Here is a 17,741-nt window from a genome sequence, read left to right on the forward strand (position 1 = left end):
TTATTTAGCGTATATTTTCTTGGAGTACGCTATTCGATAACACAAGGATCCTTCGGTGATAGAGACCAAACAGCACGAACGTTTGCGCCGCCTCAGTGAATGCATTAAACGCTCAGGTCGCATACATCTTAAAGATGCCGCGAGGATCCTTGAAGTTTCTGAAATGACAATTAGGCGCGACCTTAGTTCTGACGCCGAAAACCCTTTTCCAATGTCATTATTAGGTGGTTATGTTGTTGCATTAGCCCAGCCTCATTCAGGGTTAATTTCAACATCCTCTGGTATTATTACGCCGGATCAAACCGAAGAACTTCATATTCCTAACCTTGCCGCAGGTATGGTCTCTGATGGCGATGTTCTTTTTTTCGATAATGGACAACTTATTCCTACACTGATTGAGCTGATTCCCGATAACCTGCATTTCACCGGAATTTGTTATTCTCATCGCGTATTTTTGGCATTAAGCCAGAAGAAAAATGCCACCGTATTACTCTGCGGAGGTGAATATCGCCCTAAAAGTGATTCTTTCTATAATCCTACCCAACCTTCTTATCTTGATAGCATTAATCCTAAGAAAGCTTTTATTTCAGCTGAAGGTGTTCATCTCGATTTTGGCGTTACCTGTTATAACATCGACGATCTTTATATGAAGAAAAAAGCGATGGATAAATCTATTCGTAAAATTTTACTCACCAAATATCACTATTTTGATGAAACAGCGACAGGCAATATGGGCGATTTAGCTCAGTTTGATGTTGTGATCACAGATAGAAAATTGACGGATGATTACGAAGATTATTGCCGAAAAAGCTCAGTAAAAGTGATTTATTAATTAATTTAAAATAGAGAGCTAACTAAAATAGATAATAAAAAAAATTTAGCCTTAAATTAAATAAATTACATTTATTCTCTTTTATAAAAACAAAGAAAATTCACGCCACTTTTTGATTGCCAAGGCAAAAAAAAGTGGTTACTATGCCCGCGATTTATTATTTCTCCCCATTTTAATTAACGCAAGGAGGTATCCCATGACAACTACAAATATGAATACTCTTTGCGGACAATCTCAGAAGTAATCCTTTTTTCCTTCTTTTTGCTGTCCGCCAATCAATTTATTTTTTTATCCTTTACATTATATGGATTGGTATATGGACAAGTGTGTTCATTATTTATCTGATAGCGTTTGTTATATCGCATCGGATAATACTTGGATTGAAAGCAAAGCAATCCAACAATTAGAAACAACGGCTCAACTTCCTGATATGGCTTATGTAGCAGGTATGCCAGACCTACATCCAGGTCGCGGTTATCCTATTGGAGCAGCCTTTTTTTCTGTTAATCGTTTTTACCCTGCCTTAGTCGGAAATGATATTGGCTGTGGTATGACACTCTTTCAAACTGAATTTAAAAACAGCAAACTTAACTTAGATAAAGCAGAAAAACAGTTGAGTGAAATGAGTGATATCGCACCTTCAGAATGGTTAGAAGCACATCTACCGACTGAAATGCAAAACCACCCTTTTGCTGGATCTTTAGGCTCTATTGGTGGTGGTAATCACTTTGCTGAATTCCAACAAATTGACCAAGTGCTCAATGAAACGCTTTTCGCTGAAAGTGGTATCAATAAAAAACAGTTATTGCTACTCGTTCACAGCGGATCGAGAGGCTTAGGACAATCTATCTTACGTGCCCATACAGAACAGTTTGGTCATAAAGGGCTGATTACTAACACCGAAGATGCAAATGAATATTTGCAAGCTCACAATAATGCACTTGATTATGCAAAGATTAATCGTCGCCTTATTGGTGAAAGAATGATGCGCCAAATCCGTACTCAAGGTGAAGTTATTTCTGATGTAAATCATAATCTTGTGGAGCCTTGTGAGTTATATGGTCAACAAGGCTGGTTACATCGAAAAGGTGCAACACCGGCACATCACGATATGGTCGTTATTCCAGGTTCACGCGGTGATTATAGCTATATTGTTAAGCCAATTGTGTCTGAATTAAGCCTTCATTCATTACCACATGGTGCAGGCAGAAAATGGATGCGTACCGAGTGTAAAGGCCGTTTATCACACCGTTTTACACCCTTACAACTTTCACGAACTGCATTAGGTAGCCGTATTATTTGTGCCAATAAACAGCTGATTTATGAAGAAGCACCACAATCTTACAAATCAATTGAGACTGTGATTGAAAGTATGGTGAACATTGGATTAGTCGAAGTTATTGCACGTTTAAAACCGGTGATCACCTATAAAACAAGTGGGGAGATGGCGTAATGTTATTACAATTCACCTCCGCACAAGGCCCTGAAGAGTGTTGTTTAGCCGTTGAAAAAGCCTTAAATTACTTTTTGAAATCAACGATAAAACAGCAAGTGAAGGTTACTGTTCTTGAAAAAGAGCCTTCACGTCATGGTTTAAAATCTGCGTTAATTTCTCTTGAAGGTAGTGATGCACAAGCTATCGCACAACAATGGGCAGGTTCAGTGCAATGGCAGTGTGCAAGCACATTACGACCACGACATAAGCGTAAAAACTGGTTTATTGGTGTTGCTTGTTTTGAACAACCTGATGAAATTAATGACAAAGACATTGTCTTTGAAACCATGCGTTCCAATGGCCCCGGTGGACAGCATGTTAACAAAACAGAATCTGCGGTCAGAGCAACACATATTGCCACTGGTATTAGTGTAAAAGTGCAATCAGAGCGTAGTCAGCACGCTAATAAAAAGCTCGCTAAACAACTTATTGCATGGCATTTAGAGGCTTATATGAGGAAGCAACACGCCTCATTAAATAGCCAACGCCATATTGCCCATCACCGAGTTATTCGTGGCGATGCCACACTCTGTTTTAGTGGTAATGACTTTGTTCTAATAAACAAATAATGTTATTAATCTAACAAAAGCAAAGCCACGATTTTTAATCGTGGCTTTTTTAAGACAAAAGTATCCTGCAATAAGATTTTTTAAATTAAAAAATCAATAAAGCGTATAGTGAGTTTTAATAAATAAATCTTACAGTTAATACATTTATTTTATTTAATTAATCTTATTTCTTTTAATAACATCACACTTATTTAAATATAAACGTTATCAATACTGATTAATTAAACGGGTGCTGGTGTATTTCTCATTTTAACAGTGAACGTCACAACAGCAGAGGCAACCAATGCAATTATCATAAACATAAATGCACTGTCATAACTACCGCCACTGGCTTTAATTAAGAATCCCATCACCGGTGCGGAAACCACACCCGCCATTTGCCCACCGAAGTTAACAATTCCTGAAGCACGGCCCATGATTTTATTCGGGATAGTATCCATTAAAATACCCCAGAACATTGCCATGGCGAAGAACATAAATAATGCTGAAATACACTGATATACAACAGCCATATCGGCACTTTCAACGGTATATGTCATATATAAGAAGCCTGCTGCAATCACTGCGGTAACCATATATAACCATTTACGCTGTGATTTACATTTATCAGAAACATAACCCCCTAATAATGTACCACCAGCACCAAATAAGAATGGAATAGCCGCCATTACCCCGGTTTTAGCCAAAGAGAATTCACGAACAGTAATTAAATAACTTGGTAACCATGTTGAAAATCCCCAGAAGGTAATATCAAACAGAAACCAAATCGCTGCCATTTGCCACAATACTGGCATCTTTAAAACGTCTTTAAAAGGTACCGCTTCAACAGGTTTATCCGTTAATGTACCATCTGCCGCTAATTCATCGAGATCTTGCTGAGTAATACTTGGATGATCTTTTGGATTATCACGAGTGAAGAAGTAAATACCTGCAGCAATTAATAAACCCGGAATACCTAAAACAATAAACACCATATGCCAGCCAAAAGCACCGATAATACTCGCTGCAACAATGACAGCTAATGCTGGCCCTAAGGTATTTACTGTTGATTGAATTGCCGTTGCACGACCACGCTCTTTAGATGGGAAATAAGTTGAGATCATTTTCCAAGAGGCAGAGGGAAAACAGCCTTCACCAATACCAAATAAGAATCGCACGGCAAGCATTAACGGTAATGTAAACACCATACCCGTTAAGCTGGTGAATACTGACCACCATGCAATACCGATCGCCATGATTTTACGCGCACCGAAGCGGTCAGCTAAGAAACCACCTGGGATTTGGAATGCCGCATAACCGACAAAAAACGCACTGATTATTAAGCCTTGTTGGGTGGTATCAAGATTAAGATCACGTCCAATAAAGGGTAATGAAACACTCATTACCATTCTATCTAAGAATGAAAGTAACCATGCTAACCAAATTAAGGATAAAACGGTATAACGAGCTTTCCATGTTTTCTTCTGATGAAGGTCTGGAATAATATTTGAACTCATTTTCCTGTTCCTCAGGTAAGGGGAAACCATCACGGTTGAATAACAACCGTGATAAACAGAGATAAGGTTTAACGTTTAAGAGCGCTATTGTGCGGCTATGCTCTTAAAACATGACCGCTACAAGCGTAACTTTCGACCCCATTAATTAATGCGATACGACCATTGACCATTACCAAGTCGATCCCTTCTGGGTATTGGTTTGGTTTAACAAACGTACCTTTATCAATAATGGTTTCAGGATCAAACATCACAATATCTGCGGCATATCCCTCTTTAATTAAGCCTCTGTCGGTTAATCGAAGGACTTCGGCAGGTTTACCTGTCATTTTGCGGATAGCTTGTTCCCAAGTGAGACATTTTTCTTCTCTGACGTATTTCCCTAAAACACGAGGGAATGCACCGAATACACGGGGATGAGGCTTACCTGCACCCATTAACCCATCAGTACATACGTTTTGTTCAGGACGACATAAGAATTTGATAACGTGTTCTTCTGTACCGTAAAAATCCACCATTCCTACCGCATTTTCTTCTTCATATAGCAGATCGAAAGTTGCGTTGTACGGATCTTTACCTCTCAATTCCCCTAGCTCTACAAGGCTAAGGCCAACGGCATCTTGGTTTTTTTCTGTTTTAGAACTAGTGACATAAATATTTTCTAACCCTGCGAAATCAATAAAGTTATCCCAACCCGGAATGCCTTTTTCGATATCTTCAATCATCTTTTTACGCAATTCAGGAGAAGCTAAGCGCTCTAATAATTTTTCTGTACCTCCTGCGTGAACCCAAGGCGGTAAGATCACCCCAAGCATGGTACTACCAGCTACATACGGATATTGGTCAAAAGAGATACGGATGCCCTCTTTTTGTGCTTGATCTAACATACCAAGCATTTCATCGATTAATCCCCAGTTTTTCTTACCACAAACTTTCATATGGGAAATATGCAACCAAACACCGGATGCTTTAGCAATATCAATAAGCTCTTGAGTCGATTGAATAATATCGTCAGCTTCACTGCGCTGGTGAACGACAAAAATACCATTGTGTTTTGCTGTCACCTTACAAAGTTCGATCATTTCAGCCGTATCACCAAAGGCACAAGGCATATAAATCAATCCTGTTGATAAACCAAATGCACCAGCTTTTAATTCACGCTCTAAGATCTCACACATCTTAGCGACATCTTCACGAGTAGAAGGATTACCTTCTAATCCCATCGCTTCCATTCGGATGTTGCCATGAGGAACAAGGTAAGCAAGATTCGTTGCAGAGCCTCTAGCTTCCAACATACCTAAGTAACCTTCGGTATTCTTAAAATGCCAATCAATACTGTCAGAATCACCATCTAAACCTGCAATATTCTTGCGCCATGCTGAAATATATTGTTCTGGCAATGGTGCTAACGCGACACCATCTTGCCCTAACAATTCAGTAGTGATCCCTTGGCGAATTTTGGCGGATAAAGCAGGATTAAGCAGAGCAGACAAATCAGAGTGAGTATGCGTATCAATAAAACCGGGACAAACTATTTTCCCTGTTGCATCAATAATCTGATCATTTGTTTTTGCATCAAACTGGCCGATTTTTATTATTTTTCCTTCATTAACCACAACATCAGCTTGAAATGCACTTGCCCCTGTTCCATCAATAACAGTGGCGTTTTTAAATATTGTTTTCATTCTGTTATTTCTCCAAAGAGCATCTGACTGTTTTGTCAGATACTCTTCTAGTAAGGATTTATTTCGTAAGAATTAAAGGTGGTAAAGGCTATTCATAATGCTGTAGTAACCGCTCGCAGCACCTGTTAGTTGTTCAATTTCGATATATTCATCAATGGTGTGCGCCAAGTTTTCTCGGGATGGACCAAAACCAATGGTTTTAATACCCGCTTCACCTGCATAGTGACTACCGTTAGTACAGAAAGAGTATTGTGTGACTGTAGGGTTAAAGCCCGATTCATGCAGCCCTTTTAAAACGCTTTGTACATAAGGATCGCTCTCTTCTAATACCCAACCAGGGAAGAAACGTTCACCTTCAATAGTGGCTCCGGTGTAACATTTTTCAGTACCGTAGGCATAAGAGACTTTAGCTTTAAAATCAGCATCTTGAGAAGAAAGTTCATCAATCGCTTTTTGTAATGGTGCAAGCACTTGCTCTTTAGTTTCACCCACTAATAAACGGCGATCGTAAGTGGCACGACAATACTCAGGTACAACCGAAGCGCCAGGATAAGGTGATGATTTAATATCCGTTAGTTCTAAGATCCCTTTTCCTAATACAGGATGAACCGATGGCGTTAATGTTCTGATCTTCTCGATCAGTTTTGCCATTTTATAAACAGAGTTGATCCCAGCATCTGGATTAGCGGAGTGAGCGGGTTTACCAAAAGTTTCAACAACAATTTCAGCACGACCACGTTGCCCAATCTTGAGGTTTAATTCGGAAGCTTCACCAATCACCACATAGTCTGGTTTATAGCGCTCAGAAACGAGTCTTGCGGCAACACCTTCAAAACACTCTTCATGCACAATACAAGAGACATAAATGCGGCCAGCAAAGTTACGCTGATTATCTTGACCATAAAAACCTATCGCCGAAATCATAGCAGCGACAGCACCTTTCATATCACTGGTGCCACGGCCATAAATCTTGCCGTCTTTTATTTCTGCACCATAAGGCTTTTCTTTCCAGTCACGCTCACTAACCGGTACGGTGTCGATATGACCATCAAAAACAAGGGTTTTCCCTGGATGTTGACCTATAATTCCGCCAATGATATTGCCGTATTTATCAATATGAATATCGTCAAAATCATAGTTTTTCATCATCTCTTCTATGACCTTAACAACGTTACCTTCTTCACCTGAATAGCTTTTTTGTTTGATTAATAATTGGCAATTCTTAATAACTTCATCAAATCGGTTTGCTGATAACATACTGTTCACTCCAAAAGACTTATTTGTTTTTTAAAATTGTTTGAAGCTAGGCAACTCACCATCCCACACGATATCGCGATAACGTTCAGGATCGGTGTCACCTTCAGTGCTTATCACAAGCACTCTTGCATTTTCATCTAATCCCAGCTCTTCTTTCGCGCTCTGATAAACAGGCGATTGCATCAAAATAGAGAGCAAACCTGTTGTCACTGCGCCAGATTCACCAGAAATGATATGCGGATCACCGGGTAAAGGGTTCCCTAAAATCCGCATTCCCCTAGTCGCGACGGCATCAGGGCAAGAGAAAAATGCCGCTGAATAATCGCGTAATAAATTCCAACCAATACTATTCGCTTCACCACAAGCAAGCCCTGCCATCACAGTTTGTAGATCCCCACCAACAGGAATAGCATCCGCTTTACCTGATACCGCAGATTGATATAAGCAATCAGCAATACGCGCTTCAGCCACAATCACTTTCGGTGCTTGTTTACCATAAGCCGCAGTTACCATGCCTTGTACCATACCCGCAAAAGAGCCTACACCGGCTTGCACAAAAATATGCGTCGGAGGTACTTCATGTAATTGCGCGAGAGATTCCAGCATTAAAGTGCCGTAGCCTTGCATGATCCAAAGTGGGATCTCTTCATAACCATCCCACGCAGTATCTTGAACCACTATCCAGCCGTATTTTTCAGCCATTTCAGCCGTCATTCTCACTGCATCGTCATAGTTCATATCAACGATTTCAGCGACGGCACCTTCACGTAAAATGGCATCCAAACGTTCTTGCGATGATCCTTTTGGCATATAGACCACAGCTTTTTGCTTTAACTGTCTTGCCATCCAAGCAACACCGCGTCCATGATTCCCGTCAGTGGTTGTCGCAAAAGTTACGCCATTTAACTTTTTCCTGATCTCATCACTGATCATTACCTCATAAGGTAATTCACTTATGTCCATTTCGAGGAAATCAGCAATATGGCGTGCCATCGCATAAGCACCACCTAACGCTTTAAATGCTTTTAAACCAAAACGGAAAGACTCGTCTTTGAGATATAACTCACCAACCCCTAAGGTTTTGGCTAACTGGGGTAAATGAAATAACGGTGTAGGTGCGTATCCTGGAATAGTTCTGTGAAAATCTAACGCTTTGGCTAACTCTTCATAACGAAAAGGGACAAGCTCAGCGGTTGGTTTTCGCGTAAATGAACTTTGGTTAATCAGGTACTGCAATTGCTCCTGCATGGAATTACCTCTTAATCACACTTTAAAATTCGCGATAACCCAATATCGCGATTAATCGGAATACATAGGGTTATCCCCTATATCGCAATATGTATGCCAACTCACTCAAAAAGCATTGAATAAAAACATAACAATTTGATTTTAAATATTTTTATTGTTTTAACGATTAAGAGATGAAATTAATGGTGCAGAAAAGCTGTGATCTAGGCGGTTTTATTTAAGTGATAAATTATCAATAATAATAAACTGTGTGAGCTTTATACAAAAATCACATAACAAACTAATAAATAACAACTAAATTTAACGCCATAAACAGGTGGTGATAATTTATTATCAAAATTGATAATTTTAAGGTGAGAATATGATGCACTCATTACTCAGTACCCTACAAGATGAAATCAGTAAGTACACTGATGCCATTGCCGGTATCACCGGTACCGATGTTGAAATTATTGATAACAACTTAATTCGTATTGCTGGTACAGGTCGTTATCGCTATATGCTCAATCAAGACGTCTCCAGTAATGGGTATATTTATCGCCATGTACTACAGGTTCAAAAAACCATTCTGATTGAAGATCCAAAAGAGAACGATCTCTGCCAACTCTGTCAAAATCGCTTAACTTGTACCGAAGAGCTTGATCTAAATGCGCCAATTTTTCTTAATAATCAAGTTATTGGTGTCATTGGTATTATCTGTTCTAACCGAGAACAAAAAAAATTCCTGATGAAACAAAAGCAGGCTTTTATTACCTTTATAGAACAATTTTCAGAGATGATCTCAAGCCGTGTTTTTGAATGCCTTGAAAGGCTTAGAGAGCAAGAACGATTTGGTACTTTCCGTAACTTGATTGATGTAATGGATAGAGGTGTTATTGCGATCGATAGCCAAGGCAAAATTTGGCACGCCAATCTTTCTGCTTTACGCTTTTTTGATTGTGAATTGATTGGTCAATCTCTCGATATCCAGATGACAGGCGATATTCTTTATGGCGATGAAGAAGCATGGTTGGTATTAAACCAACAACGCTATCATGTTCTGTGTAAAAAAATCACATTTTCATCGGTTGATAATGACCAACTCAGCATGGTTATCTTTCATGATGCTCGTGATTATATGACACAAGTAAATACCCTCTCTGTTGATGAAAATCCCCACTCCCCTTTAATTGGCAACTCACAAAATATGCTTCAATTAAAAAGCATGTTAAGCAAAGTCGCCGTTAGTCACGCCAGCGTACTTATCACCGGAGAAAGCGGTTCAGGTAAAGAAGTGGTTGCTTACACTATTCACCAACAAAGCCTACGCACAAAACAACCTTTTATTACCATTAACTGTGCAGCTATCCCAGAACAATTACTGGAAAGTGAGCTCTTTGGTTATGTACGTGGTGCATTTAGTGGCGCTGATCCTAAAGGGCGTATTGGTAAATTTGAATTAGCGCATGGTGGAAGCCTATTCCTAGATGAAATTGGGGATATGCCTTTGCATCTACAAGCCAAGCTTTTACGCGTACTTCAAGAAAAAAGCATTACTCGTGTTGGCTCTAATAATATGATCAATATTGATGTGAGGATCATTGCCGCCACCAATAAAGATCTGCGTGAAATGGTAAATAAAGGACAATTTCGTGAAGATCTGTTTTATCGCCTGAATGTTGTTCCGATCCACACTCCCGCATTACGTGATCATCGGGAAGACATCGCAGAGCTTGCGCAATTTTTTGCCGACGATTTAGCATTAACCTATCAGCGACCTGTAGCGAAGATCCCCAACTCTATTATTAACTACTTATATTCCTATGATTGGCCCGGCAATATCAGAGAGCTACGCAATGTGATTGAGTATATGTATGTTATGCAAGGCGATACCGTTGATTTAAACCTCAGCCACCTTCCTCCTTATCTGCTAGAAAAAACAAAAACGATAAATAATAAAAATGAATACCTATTGGAACCTATAACAGAGAACAAAAAAAATAACGAGGAACCATCTCAATTAAATAAAGAAAAACATAATTTAAAAATAAAGAGACACCGATTAGAACATCAAACAATCATGCAAGTATTAGATAAAACTGGACATACTCTTGATGGGAAGAAAAAAGCTGCAGAAATATTAGGAATAAGTATTGCCACGCTATATAGAAGAATAAATAATTCGCAATAACGATAACTACCTATCTTTATTTTAATTCATCAATTTTTGACTTTCGTTTTTAGATTGATATTTCATAAGTTTTTACTTATATATATACGAAAAATTACTCTATATACTTAATTATTTGAATTTTTGTAATTTTACTATGTAAAATTACTCCGTATTTGTAACTAAATATATTATCAATAAAATAAACTTAAACTATCTTATCGTGACACCATCGTTTTACACCAGAGTAAGCAAATGAAAACATTAAGTTTTTTTCTTTAATTTTATTATAATATTAACAAATACTTTATTTTTCATAAGAAAATTTTGTAACACTCTTTATAAGACATCATTCAATAAAATCACTAAACTCCTTTCCACTCAAAGCCAATGTAGATATCATAAAGTAATCAGTATTAATTAAAACACGATACATTCAGCTAAATATGAATTTTATCTAATTAATTTATACTAACAAGCTATTTTATAAAAGATTATATCTTGTTATTTAATTTATCTTTTTAAAGCTCTTGTATATTCGGATGCTTTTACTAGATTTATAGTTGGTAATAGTAAGTTAATCTATAAATTAAATAGCATTTAATCTGTTTTCATTAAGAAAACAACTACTATTTATATAAATCTATAGAGATCACAAAATGACTATTTCGACAAAAAAACGACTTCCAATCGCTCTATTTTTTTCCGTAATAACAGCAAGTAGTGGTGCATTAGCAGCAGAAACACAGACAGGTACTTTAACTTTTAAAGGATTAATATATTCCTCTTCTTGCAGTATCGATATTAACGATACTAACTCTCCAAATGCGAACATACTAATGGGTCGTTACCCTACTAGTGCATTTGATGGAAAAGATTCTGAAGTGGGTGGTGAAAATGGTAATGGCAAAATTGAGATTACCTTAGAAAATTGCCCACCAGTAGGAAAAGTGACACTAAAATTAAATGGTAAAGCGGATAGTAGTTCTGACCAAACTTTAGCATTAGATAATCCAACTAGCTCAGATACAGCTAAAAATATAGGTATTCGTATTTACAACATTAAAGATATGAGTAAACCATTAGTTATTAATGGAAGCAAAACTGAATCCATTGATGTCGAAGGCGCTGATACATCTTGGAATGTAGAGTTTGTTGCTAAATATATCAGTACTGCCAGCACTGTTAGCCCAGGTCAAGCAGATGCAACTCTAAACTATACCATTACTTATCAATAATAATTTAAGCGTAGGCTAAAGCTTTAGCCTACGCTCTTATATAAAGGTTGTGTTTATATGTCTTTTAAAAACGTATTTTTAGGGTTAGGGTTGCTATTAAGTACCGTAACCTCAAGCTTTGCAGGTTTTGGCTTAGAGACAACTCGTGTTATTTATAATGAACAAAGTAATAATGAAGGCTTTGTAGCTTTTAATACTGATAAAGACACAAATTATTTATTACAATCTTGGATTGAAGATCTTAACGGTGAAGTTACCCAAAATTTTGTTATCACTCCCCCTTTATTAAAACTTGTTGCACAGCAAAAAAACACATTACAAGTCACTAAAAATATTACATTACCAAATGATATTGAGTCGATGTATTGGATTAACGTTAAATTTGTAGCCCCAAGCAATGAGAATTTAGAAAATGTTTTACGTTATTCCATGACAAATAAAATAAAATTAATTTATCGCCCGCAATTACTCAGTAATATAAATATTGAAGATGAAGTAAAAAAGCTTAAATGGTCATTAAAAAATGGCAATATGGTGGTTACTAATAATACCCCTTTCTTCGTAAATATTGGAAAAATAGTTCTTAACAATAATGAGATCCAAGATAATCCTGGTTATTTACCTCCAAAATCTGAAACCATTATAAAAATCAATAAAGTACAAAGTAGTCAGAATAAGATCCAACTCATTTATATTGATGATTTTGGTAAAGGCGTTCCAGTTGATTTTACATTATAACTGAGAGATTTATTTCAATATGAAAATGGAAAAGGGTTATTATTTTAATAAATCTTCACTCTATTTATTTTTAGTTGGAGGTTTAATTACCTCTCTAAATTCTTCAGCAGATGATTATTATCCACCTAACCTGTTGAATATTGAAGGTCATTTACAACAGGTAACAAATGAAGATCTGAGTGTGTTTAGGGAGTCCTCTATTGCTCCAGGCTATTATCATATCGATTTTTTTATTAATAAAAATCGTATTTTCAATCGTGAGGTTGAATTTGCGTTAATGGATAACTCAGAAAATAAAAAGAATCTAGTCCCTTTATTAACCGCTGATGAATGGTATCAAGCAGGTGTTGATATTCCCAGTGAATTAATTAAAAAAGATGAAAAGTTTATTAACATTAGTCTGATTGAACACTCTATTGGTATGCTAGATTTAAATAGAAACCAGTATGTGCTGACTTTACCGCAAAAATATATTAATAAGAATAGACTCCAACTGAACGAAATTAATAATTGGGATTCGGGTATTCCTGCAGCTTTGGTTAACTATTCATTTTCATCATTTAATCGTCGCAGTAACGGTGAAACAAACAATAGTTATTATGGCAATATCCAAAGCCAAATTAATGTTGATGCATGGCGTTTTTATAATTATTCGACATGGGCAAGAAATGAGAATGGTGAAAATAAATGGAATACATTAAGTAATGTTCTTTCTAGAGATATTTATGCTCTAAAAAGTGAATTACAGGTTGGTGATCTTTACAGTTCATCTCAGTTATTTGACTCAGTTAAATATCGTGGGTTGAAGTTAATGACAGATCGCCTAATGACACCTTACCAAAATAGAACCTATGCACCGAGTATTGTCGGTATTGCTAACTCTGAATCTATTGTTAGCATTATGCAAAATGGACAAGTTATCTACAAGAAGAGTGTACCAGCGGGACCTTTTAATATAATCGATTATTCTCCTATGAGTAGTGGAGGAAATCTATATATTAATGTTAAAGGATCTGATGGTTCTGAAAAGAATTTTATTGTGCCTTTTTCTTCTATCGCTAGCTTAGAACGAAAAGGTGAAATAAAATATAGTTTTTCAACAGGAAAATACGATAGCCATAATGCTGGTGATGGTACTTATTTAACTCAAGCTGAAGCTTTTTATGGTTTAACCGATTATGTCACACTCTATAGTGGTTTATTCGTTGCCGAAAAGTATCACTCTTTTGGTTTAGGAAGCGGGATCAATATTGGTAGTTATGGTGCAATTACAGCTGATTGGCTCTATGCAAAATCAACCGTTAATCATGATAACTCTTTAAACGGTAATGCCTTTAGAGTTAATTATTCTAAAAATATTGAACTAACCAATACAAATATTTCTGTAGTAGGCTATCGCCATTTTGATGCTAATTTTCTTAACTTCAACGATGCGATGGAATATAAAGATAAAGAATATAAAACACATGAGGGACTAAAAAATGAATATACTATGTCAATTAGCCAACCATTATTTTCAAATACTTCCTCAATAAATTTAAATTCTATTATCTATAAGTATGCTGACGGAAAAAATATCAGCTCTTACAATGTTGGATTTAATAGCTCTATAAATAAAGTTAATTACAGTATTTATTATACTTATTACGAAGGTAATCGATATAAAAATAGCGATAAGAACACCTACGACTTGAGTATGAATATCAGTATTCCATTAACATGGAATGAAAATTATGTGTGGGCAAATTACGCTGTCTCGACCAATAATAACGACCAAACCTTACATACCGCACGTTTAAGCGGAACTTATGGTGAGAAAAATCAAGCCAGCTGGGATGTTTATCAAGGCTATGGCAATAAAGGCATTAATTATAGTGGCGGACTAAATAGCTCTTATAAAACCTCGTCAGCTATTATCAATGCGGGTTACTCATATTCAAAAGATAGACAGAATTTTAACTATGGTCTTAGCGGTGCTTTAGTTGCAACACAATATGGTGCAGTACTAACACCATCATTACAACAGACTAACGCTTTAATTCTCACTAAAGATACAGCTGATATTGAAGTTATTAATGGTCAATCAGTGAAAACAAACAGCCGTGGCTTAGCTATTGTTTCAGGAATGTCACCTTATCAAAAAAATAATATTAGCATTGATACTAAATCTATCCCTGCTGATACCGAAATTAGCAACAATATTATCAGCAATATGATCCCAACTAAGGGGGCATTAATTCTTGCTGATTTTGATGCTAAAAAAGGGTTCAAATTCTTTCTTACATTACAACCAATTAATAATAGTACGATCCCTATGGGTGCAAAAGCTGAAATAGAAAATGCAGATGATCAATTAGTCGCAAACTTTAATCAGCTTTATTTTGTTGCTGAAAAACCTGACGGTAAGATTAAAATTTCATGGAAGATGAATGGTGAAGAAAAAGTCTGTCATGCTTCCTATACTACAAATAATAAAATCCCCAATAATGGCTTGTATATTTTAAATACTGAGTGTAAATAAGGCAATAACATGAAAAAACAAAAAAATAGCTCAAATAATTTATTATTTTTAATTTTTACACTAGGTTTATTTTCAATACCATTTTATAGCCAAGCCGCCCCCACATGTGATGGGCGCGGGGGTGGTATTAATCATGGAACAATGGATGCTAGGGGGGGCACCATAAATTTAAGTGGCTTTATTAAAAAAAATCAAGAAGTGGCCCGGTTTGGGTTCAAACGAGATGGAGGTAATACCGCGGTTGCAACTTGTCCTGATGGTGCTGAAGCTTTTGCTTACGCAACATACAGTGAAAGTAGTGGAATTATTGCAAGTTATTATGGTGATATTGATGGAAGACCCGCTTATTACTTTACAAGACCACCTAATACTTATGATGATTATGTTTATGTCTTAATTGAAAATAGATCAGGAGCTTCATTTAGAAGCCAACCAGGGCAAGAATTCCCTGTAATGGATAGCGAGCTAAATACTCGAGATGCAACGGTTATCATCTATTCTAATAAAGATAACCCTAAATCAAAAAGTTATCATACTCAATATATTGGATCGATATTAGTTGACCGCTTTAATCCTAGTGGTGGTACAACAGCCGTAGGCTTTAGTTATCGTGTAACAGTCAATATTGTTAGTGCTCCAACATCATGCAGCGCTGAAAATACTAACCTTATTATGAATCTTCCCAGAATATCGACCTCTGCATTTCCTAAAATAGGTTTTCCAACTGAACAGGCTTATGCTGAAGATCATCTAAAAATTAATTGTACTGGTAACGTTTCTGCCAAGATAAAACTTATGGCAAATAATACCGCAAGCTATGAAGGGCAAGAATCAGTTATTAAAGCGGATAATGAAGGCAGCCAAGATAATGCAAAAGGTATCGGCTTTGTTGTCACATCGCCATTAAGCAATGATACACGTTTAGTGAATAATCAATTTGTTAAGCTGGCTGATTTAACTAATGGCTCTACCAATGTACCATTAAAAGCAGAGTATTTTCGTTATGGTAATGAAGTAAAACCGGGCAAAGTAAATGCCTCTGCAAACTTTGTGTTGGAGTTTAATTAATAAAATACACGATAAGCAAACCAAGTTAAAAATTAAACTCACAGATTAATAACGTCATTAAATTAGATTTAATGGCGTTTTTTTATTAGCAATACAGTAAACAAGTTATTAATTAGATATAATATTCTAACTAATGCTGATAGTTATAAAAATATAATCAATCATAAAAATAAGTAACAAAATGATTTTAAAGGAAATTAATTGTCGTGAAAAAATTCATTCTACTTTTCAGTCTTTTTTTCTCTGGATCTTTAAGTGCCTCTTCCATCGATAATAGCCCTATAATAAATTTTGTAGAAAAAACCCAAAAATCAGTTAGTGCTAATTTTCATAATTCAGAAAGCTATAAAGGTAAAGAGTGCATGATTAAGGTGACACTATCTAATGATGGGGAATTATTTTCAGCTGTTGTAGATGGTAGAAATGAAAAAAATGATCAAGCACTTTGTGATGCTGGAATTGAAATTATTAAAGAGACAACATTTACTGCACCTCCAGAAGATAAGAGGATCAGCAATAAAAATACGTTTTATCTTGAGTTTAGGCCGTAGATTATGAGTAATAATGGTTGATGCAGCGACAATAATATTTTTGATATATCAAATAGTTATAGTGAATCAATATTTCTTATTAAAAATGGAGAGATGAAGTTTAAAAAATAACGATTTTCATGATATTACAGTCTATAAAAAGATGTTATTACGATCTCTGTATTTAGCTTATCCTTAGAGATTATGTATTTAGGTAAAAAATCGACAAGGTTTATAATGTCACGATAAACTAATCAATAACTTACTCATTTTTCTTTATTACTATGATTATTAGACGATTATTTTTTATATTAATTTTTTCTTTACTAACTTCATGCGGTTTTTCAGGCAATAAAATAACTTATTTTCCTGATAATGAGATATTAAATGACGCTATGGTTGGAGTACCTTATTCTCAAAAGATTACTATATTAGGAGGATCTGTTATTGGTGGTGTGCACAGAAATATTGGTTTTATCTCACCCAATAATTCAGGCCTTTTCCTTCGTAATTGTGAACGCCCGAGATCTTCTACCGCAGGTAATACTGGCACTATGACGCGTGATTATAATTGCGTAGAAATATATGGAACACCGACAAATGCTGGAACAATAAAAGTCACTATTGGTGGTGCTACATATCCAAGTATGATTATTGCCTCAAAAGAATTTAGTAGGGATTATATTGTTAATGTGGGTTTCTCCGAATAAGAAATTGTTGAAATGTAGAAGTAGAATTATCGTAACATGTTGTGCTTTATCGATATAAATAACCCTACTAAGTTTTTGTATACTTAAATTTATACTCAGTGTTTTGGATCTTGGAAAGTGTATTATTTGATGAATATATTAAATAAGGCCGTCGTCTTAATACCCCATTTAGTTTAAATATTAATATTATATAAAAATAATCGCCAAC

Annotated in this window: 14 protein-coding genes; 10 read left to right on the forward strand and 4 right to left on the reverse strand. The window is 36.0% G+C overall.

Annotated elements, in window-relative coordinates; translation table 11 throughout:
* Positions 1–55 precede the first annotated feature (55 nt).
* The 3 genes from DK857_RS07970 (at position 56) to prfH (ending at position 2,896) form a co-directional block, all read left to right on the forward strand.
* Positions 56–832, forward strand: a complete 777-nt coding sequence (locus DK857_RS07970; protein ID WP_109394595.1) for a DeoR family transcriptional regulator — start codon at positions 56–58, stop codon at positions 830–832.
* Between the two features lie 316 nt (positions 833–1,148).
* The gene (locus DK857_RS07975) at positions 1,149–2,285 is read left to right on the forward strand and encodes an RNA ligase RtcB family protein (protein WP_109394596.1); all 1,137 of its coding nucleotides are present in this window, start codon (positions 1,149–1,151) and stop codon (positions 2,283–2,285) included.
* On the forward strand, positions 2,285–2,896 hold the full coding sequence (gene prfH, locus DK857_RS07980) for a peptide chain release factor H (RefSeq protein WP_109401937.1): 612 nt from the start codon (positions 2,285–2,287) through the stop codon (positions 2,894–2,896). The genes DK857_RS07975 and prfH overlap by 1 nt, the downstream gene beginning before the upstream one ends.
* Positions 2,897–3,117: 221 nt before the next feature.
* Here the strand turns inward: prfH and DK857_RS07985 are convergent, their stop codons facing one another.
* From DK857_RS07985 to dpaL, 4 genes are all read right to left on the reverse strand, one after another.
* On the reverse strand, positions 3,118–4,392 hold the full coding sequence (locus tag DK857_RS07985) for an MFS transporter (protein WP_109394600.1): 1,275 nt from the start codon (positions 4,390–4,392) through the stop codon (positions 3,118–3,120).
* Positions 4,393–4,487: 95 nt separating this feature from the next.
* A complete protein-coding gene (locus DK857_RS07990; RefSeq protein WP_109401938.1) occupies positions 4,488–6,074 on the reverse strand; it encodes an N-acyl-D-amino-acid deacylase family protein in 1,587 nt (528 codons plus the stop codon).
* A 72-nt stretch (positions 6,075–6,146) separates the two neighbouring features.
* The gene (locus DK857_RS07995) at positions 6,147–7,331 is read right to left on the reverse strand and encodes a YgeY family selenium metabolism-linked hydrolase (RefSeq protein ID WP_109401939.1); all 1,185 of its coding nucleotides are present in this window, start codon (positions 7,329–7,331) and stop codon (positions 6,147–6,149) included.
* A gap of 30 nt (positions 7,332–7,361) precedes the next feature.
* On the reverse strand, positions 7,362–8,579 hold the full coding sequence (dpaL, locus tag DK857_RS08000) for a diaminopropionate ammonia-lyase (RefSeq protein WP_109394606.1): 1,218 nt from the start codon (positions 8,577–8,579) through the stop codon (positions 7,362–7,364).
* 361 nt (positions 8,580–8,940) lie between these two features.
* Between dpaL and DK857_RS08005 the strand changes: the two genes are divergently transcribed.
* From DK857_RS08005 to DK857_RS08035, 7 genes are all read left to right on the forward strand, one after another.
* The gene (locus DK857_RS08005) at positions 8,941–10,749 is read left to right on the forward strand and encodes a sigma-54 interaction domain-containing protein (RefSeq protein WP_269205440.1); all 1,809 of its coding nucleotides are present in this window, start codon (positions 8,941–8,943) and stop codon (positions 10,747–10,749) included.
* Between the two features lie 638 nt (positions 10,750–11,387).
* Positions 11,388–11,966 (forward strand): fimbrial protein, encoded by a 579-nt coding sequence (locus DK857_RS08010; RefSeq protein WP_109401940.1) that lies wholly within the window; start codon positions 11,388–11,390, stop codon positions 11,964–11,966.
* 57 nt (positions 11,967–12,023) lie between these two features.
* A complete protein-coding gene (locus DK857_RS08015; RefSeq protein ID WP_109394612.1) occupies positions 12,024–12,704 on the forward strand; it encodes a fimbrial biogenesis chaperone in 681 nt (226 codons plus the stop codon).
* Positions 12,705–12,723: 19 nt separating this feature from the next.
* Positions 12,724–15,225, forward strand: a complete 2,502-nt coding sequence (locus DK857_RS08020) for a fimbria/pilus outer membrane usher protein (protein ID WP_227003138.1) — start codon at positions 12,724–12,726, stop codon at positions 15,223–15,225.
* 9 nt (positions 15,226–15,234) lie between these two features.
* Positions 15,235–16,293, forward strand: a complete 1,059-nt coding sequence (locus DK857_RS08025; protein WP_109401941.1) for a fimbrial protein — start codon at positions 15,235–15,237, stop codon at positions 16,291–16,293.
* Positions 16,294–16,499: 206 nt separating this feature from the next.
* Positions 16,500–16,844 (forward strand): cell envelope integrity TolA C-terminal domain-containing protein, encoded by a 345-nt coding sequence (locus DK857_RS08030; protein WP_157957600.1) that lies wholly within the window; start codon positions 16,500–16,502, stop codon positions 16,842–16,844.
* A gap of 374 nt (positions 16,845–17,218) precedes the next feature.
* Positions 17,219–17,533 (forward strand): hypothetical protein, encoded by a 315-nt coding sequence (locus DK857_RS08035; RefSeq protein WP_109401943.1) that lies wholly within the window; start codon positions 17,219–17,221, stop codon positions 17,531–17,533.
* Positions 17,534–17,741 lie beyond the last annotated feature (208 nt).

The sequence above is a fragment of the Proteus terrae genome (genome assembly GCF_003144325.1).
Lineage (GTDB): Bacteria > Pseudomonadota > Gammaproteobacteria > Enterobacterales > Enterobacteriaceae > Proteus > Proteus terrae.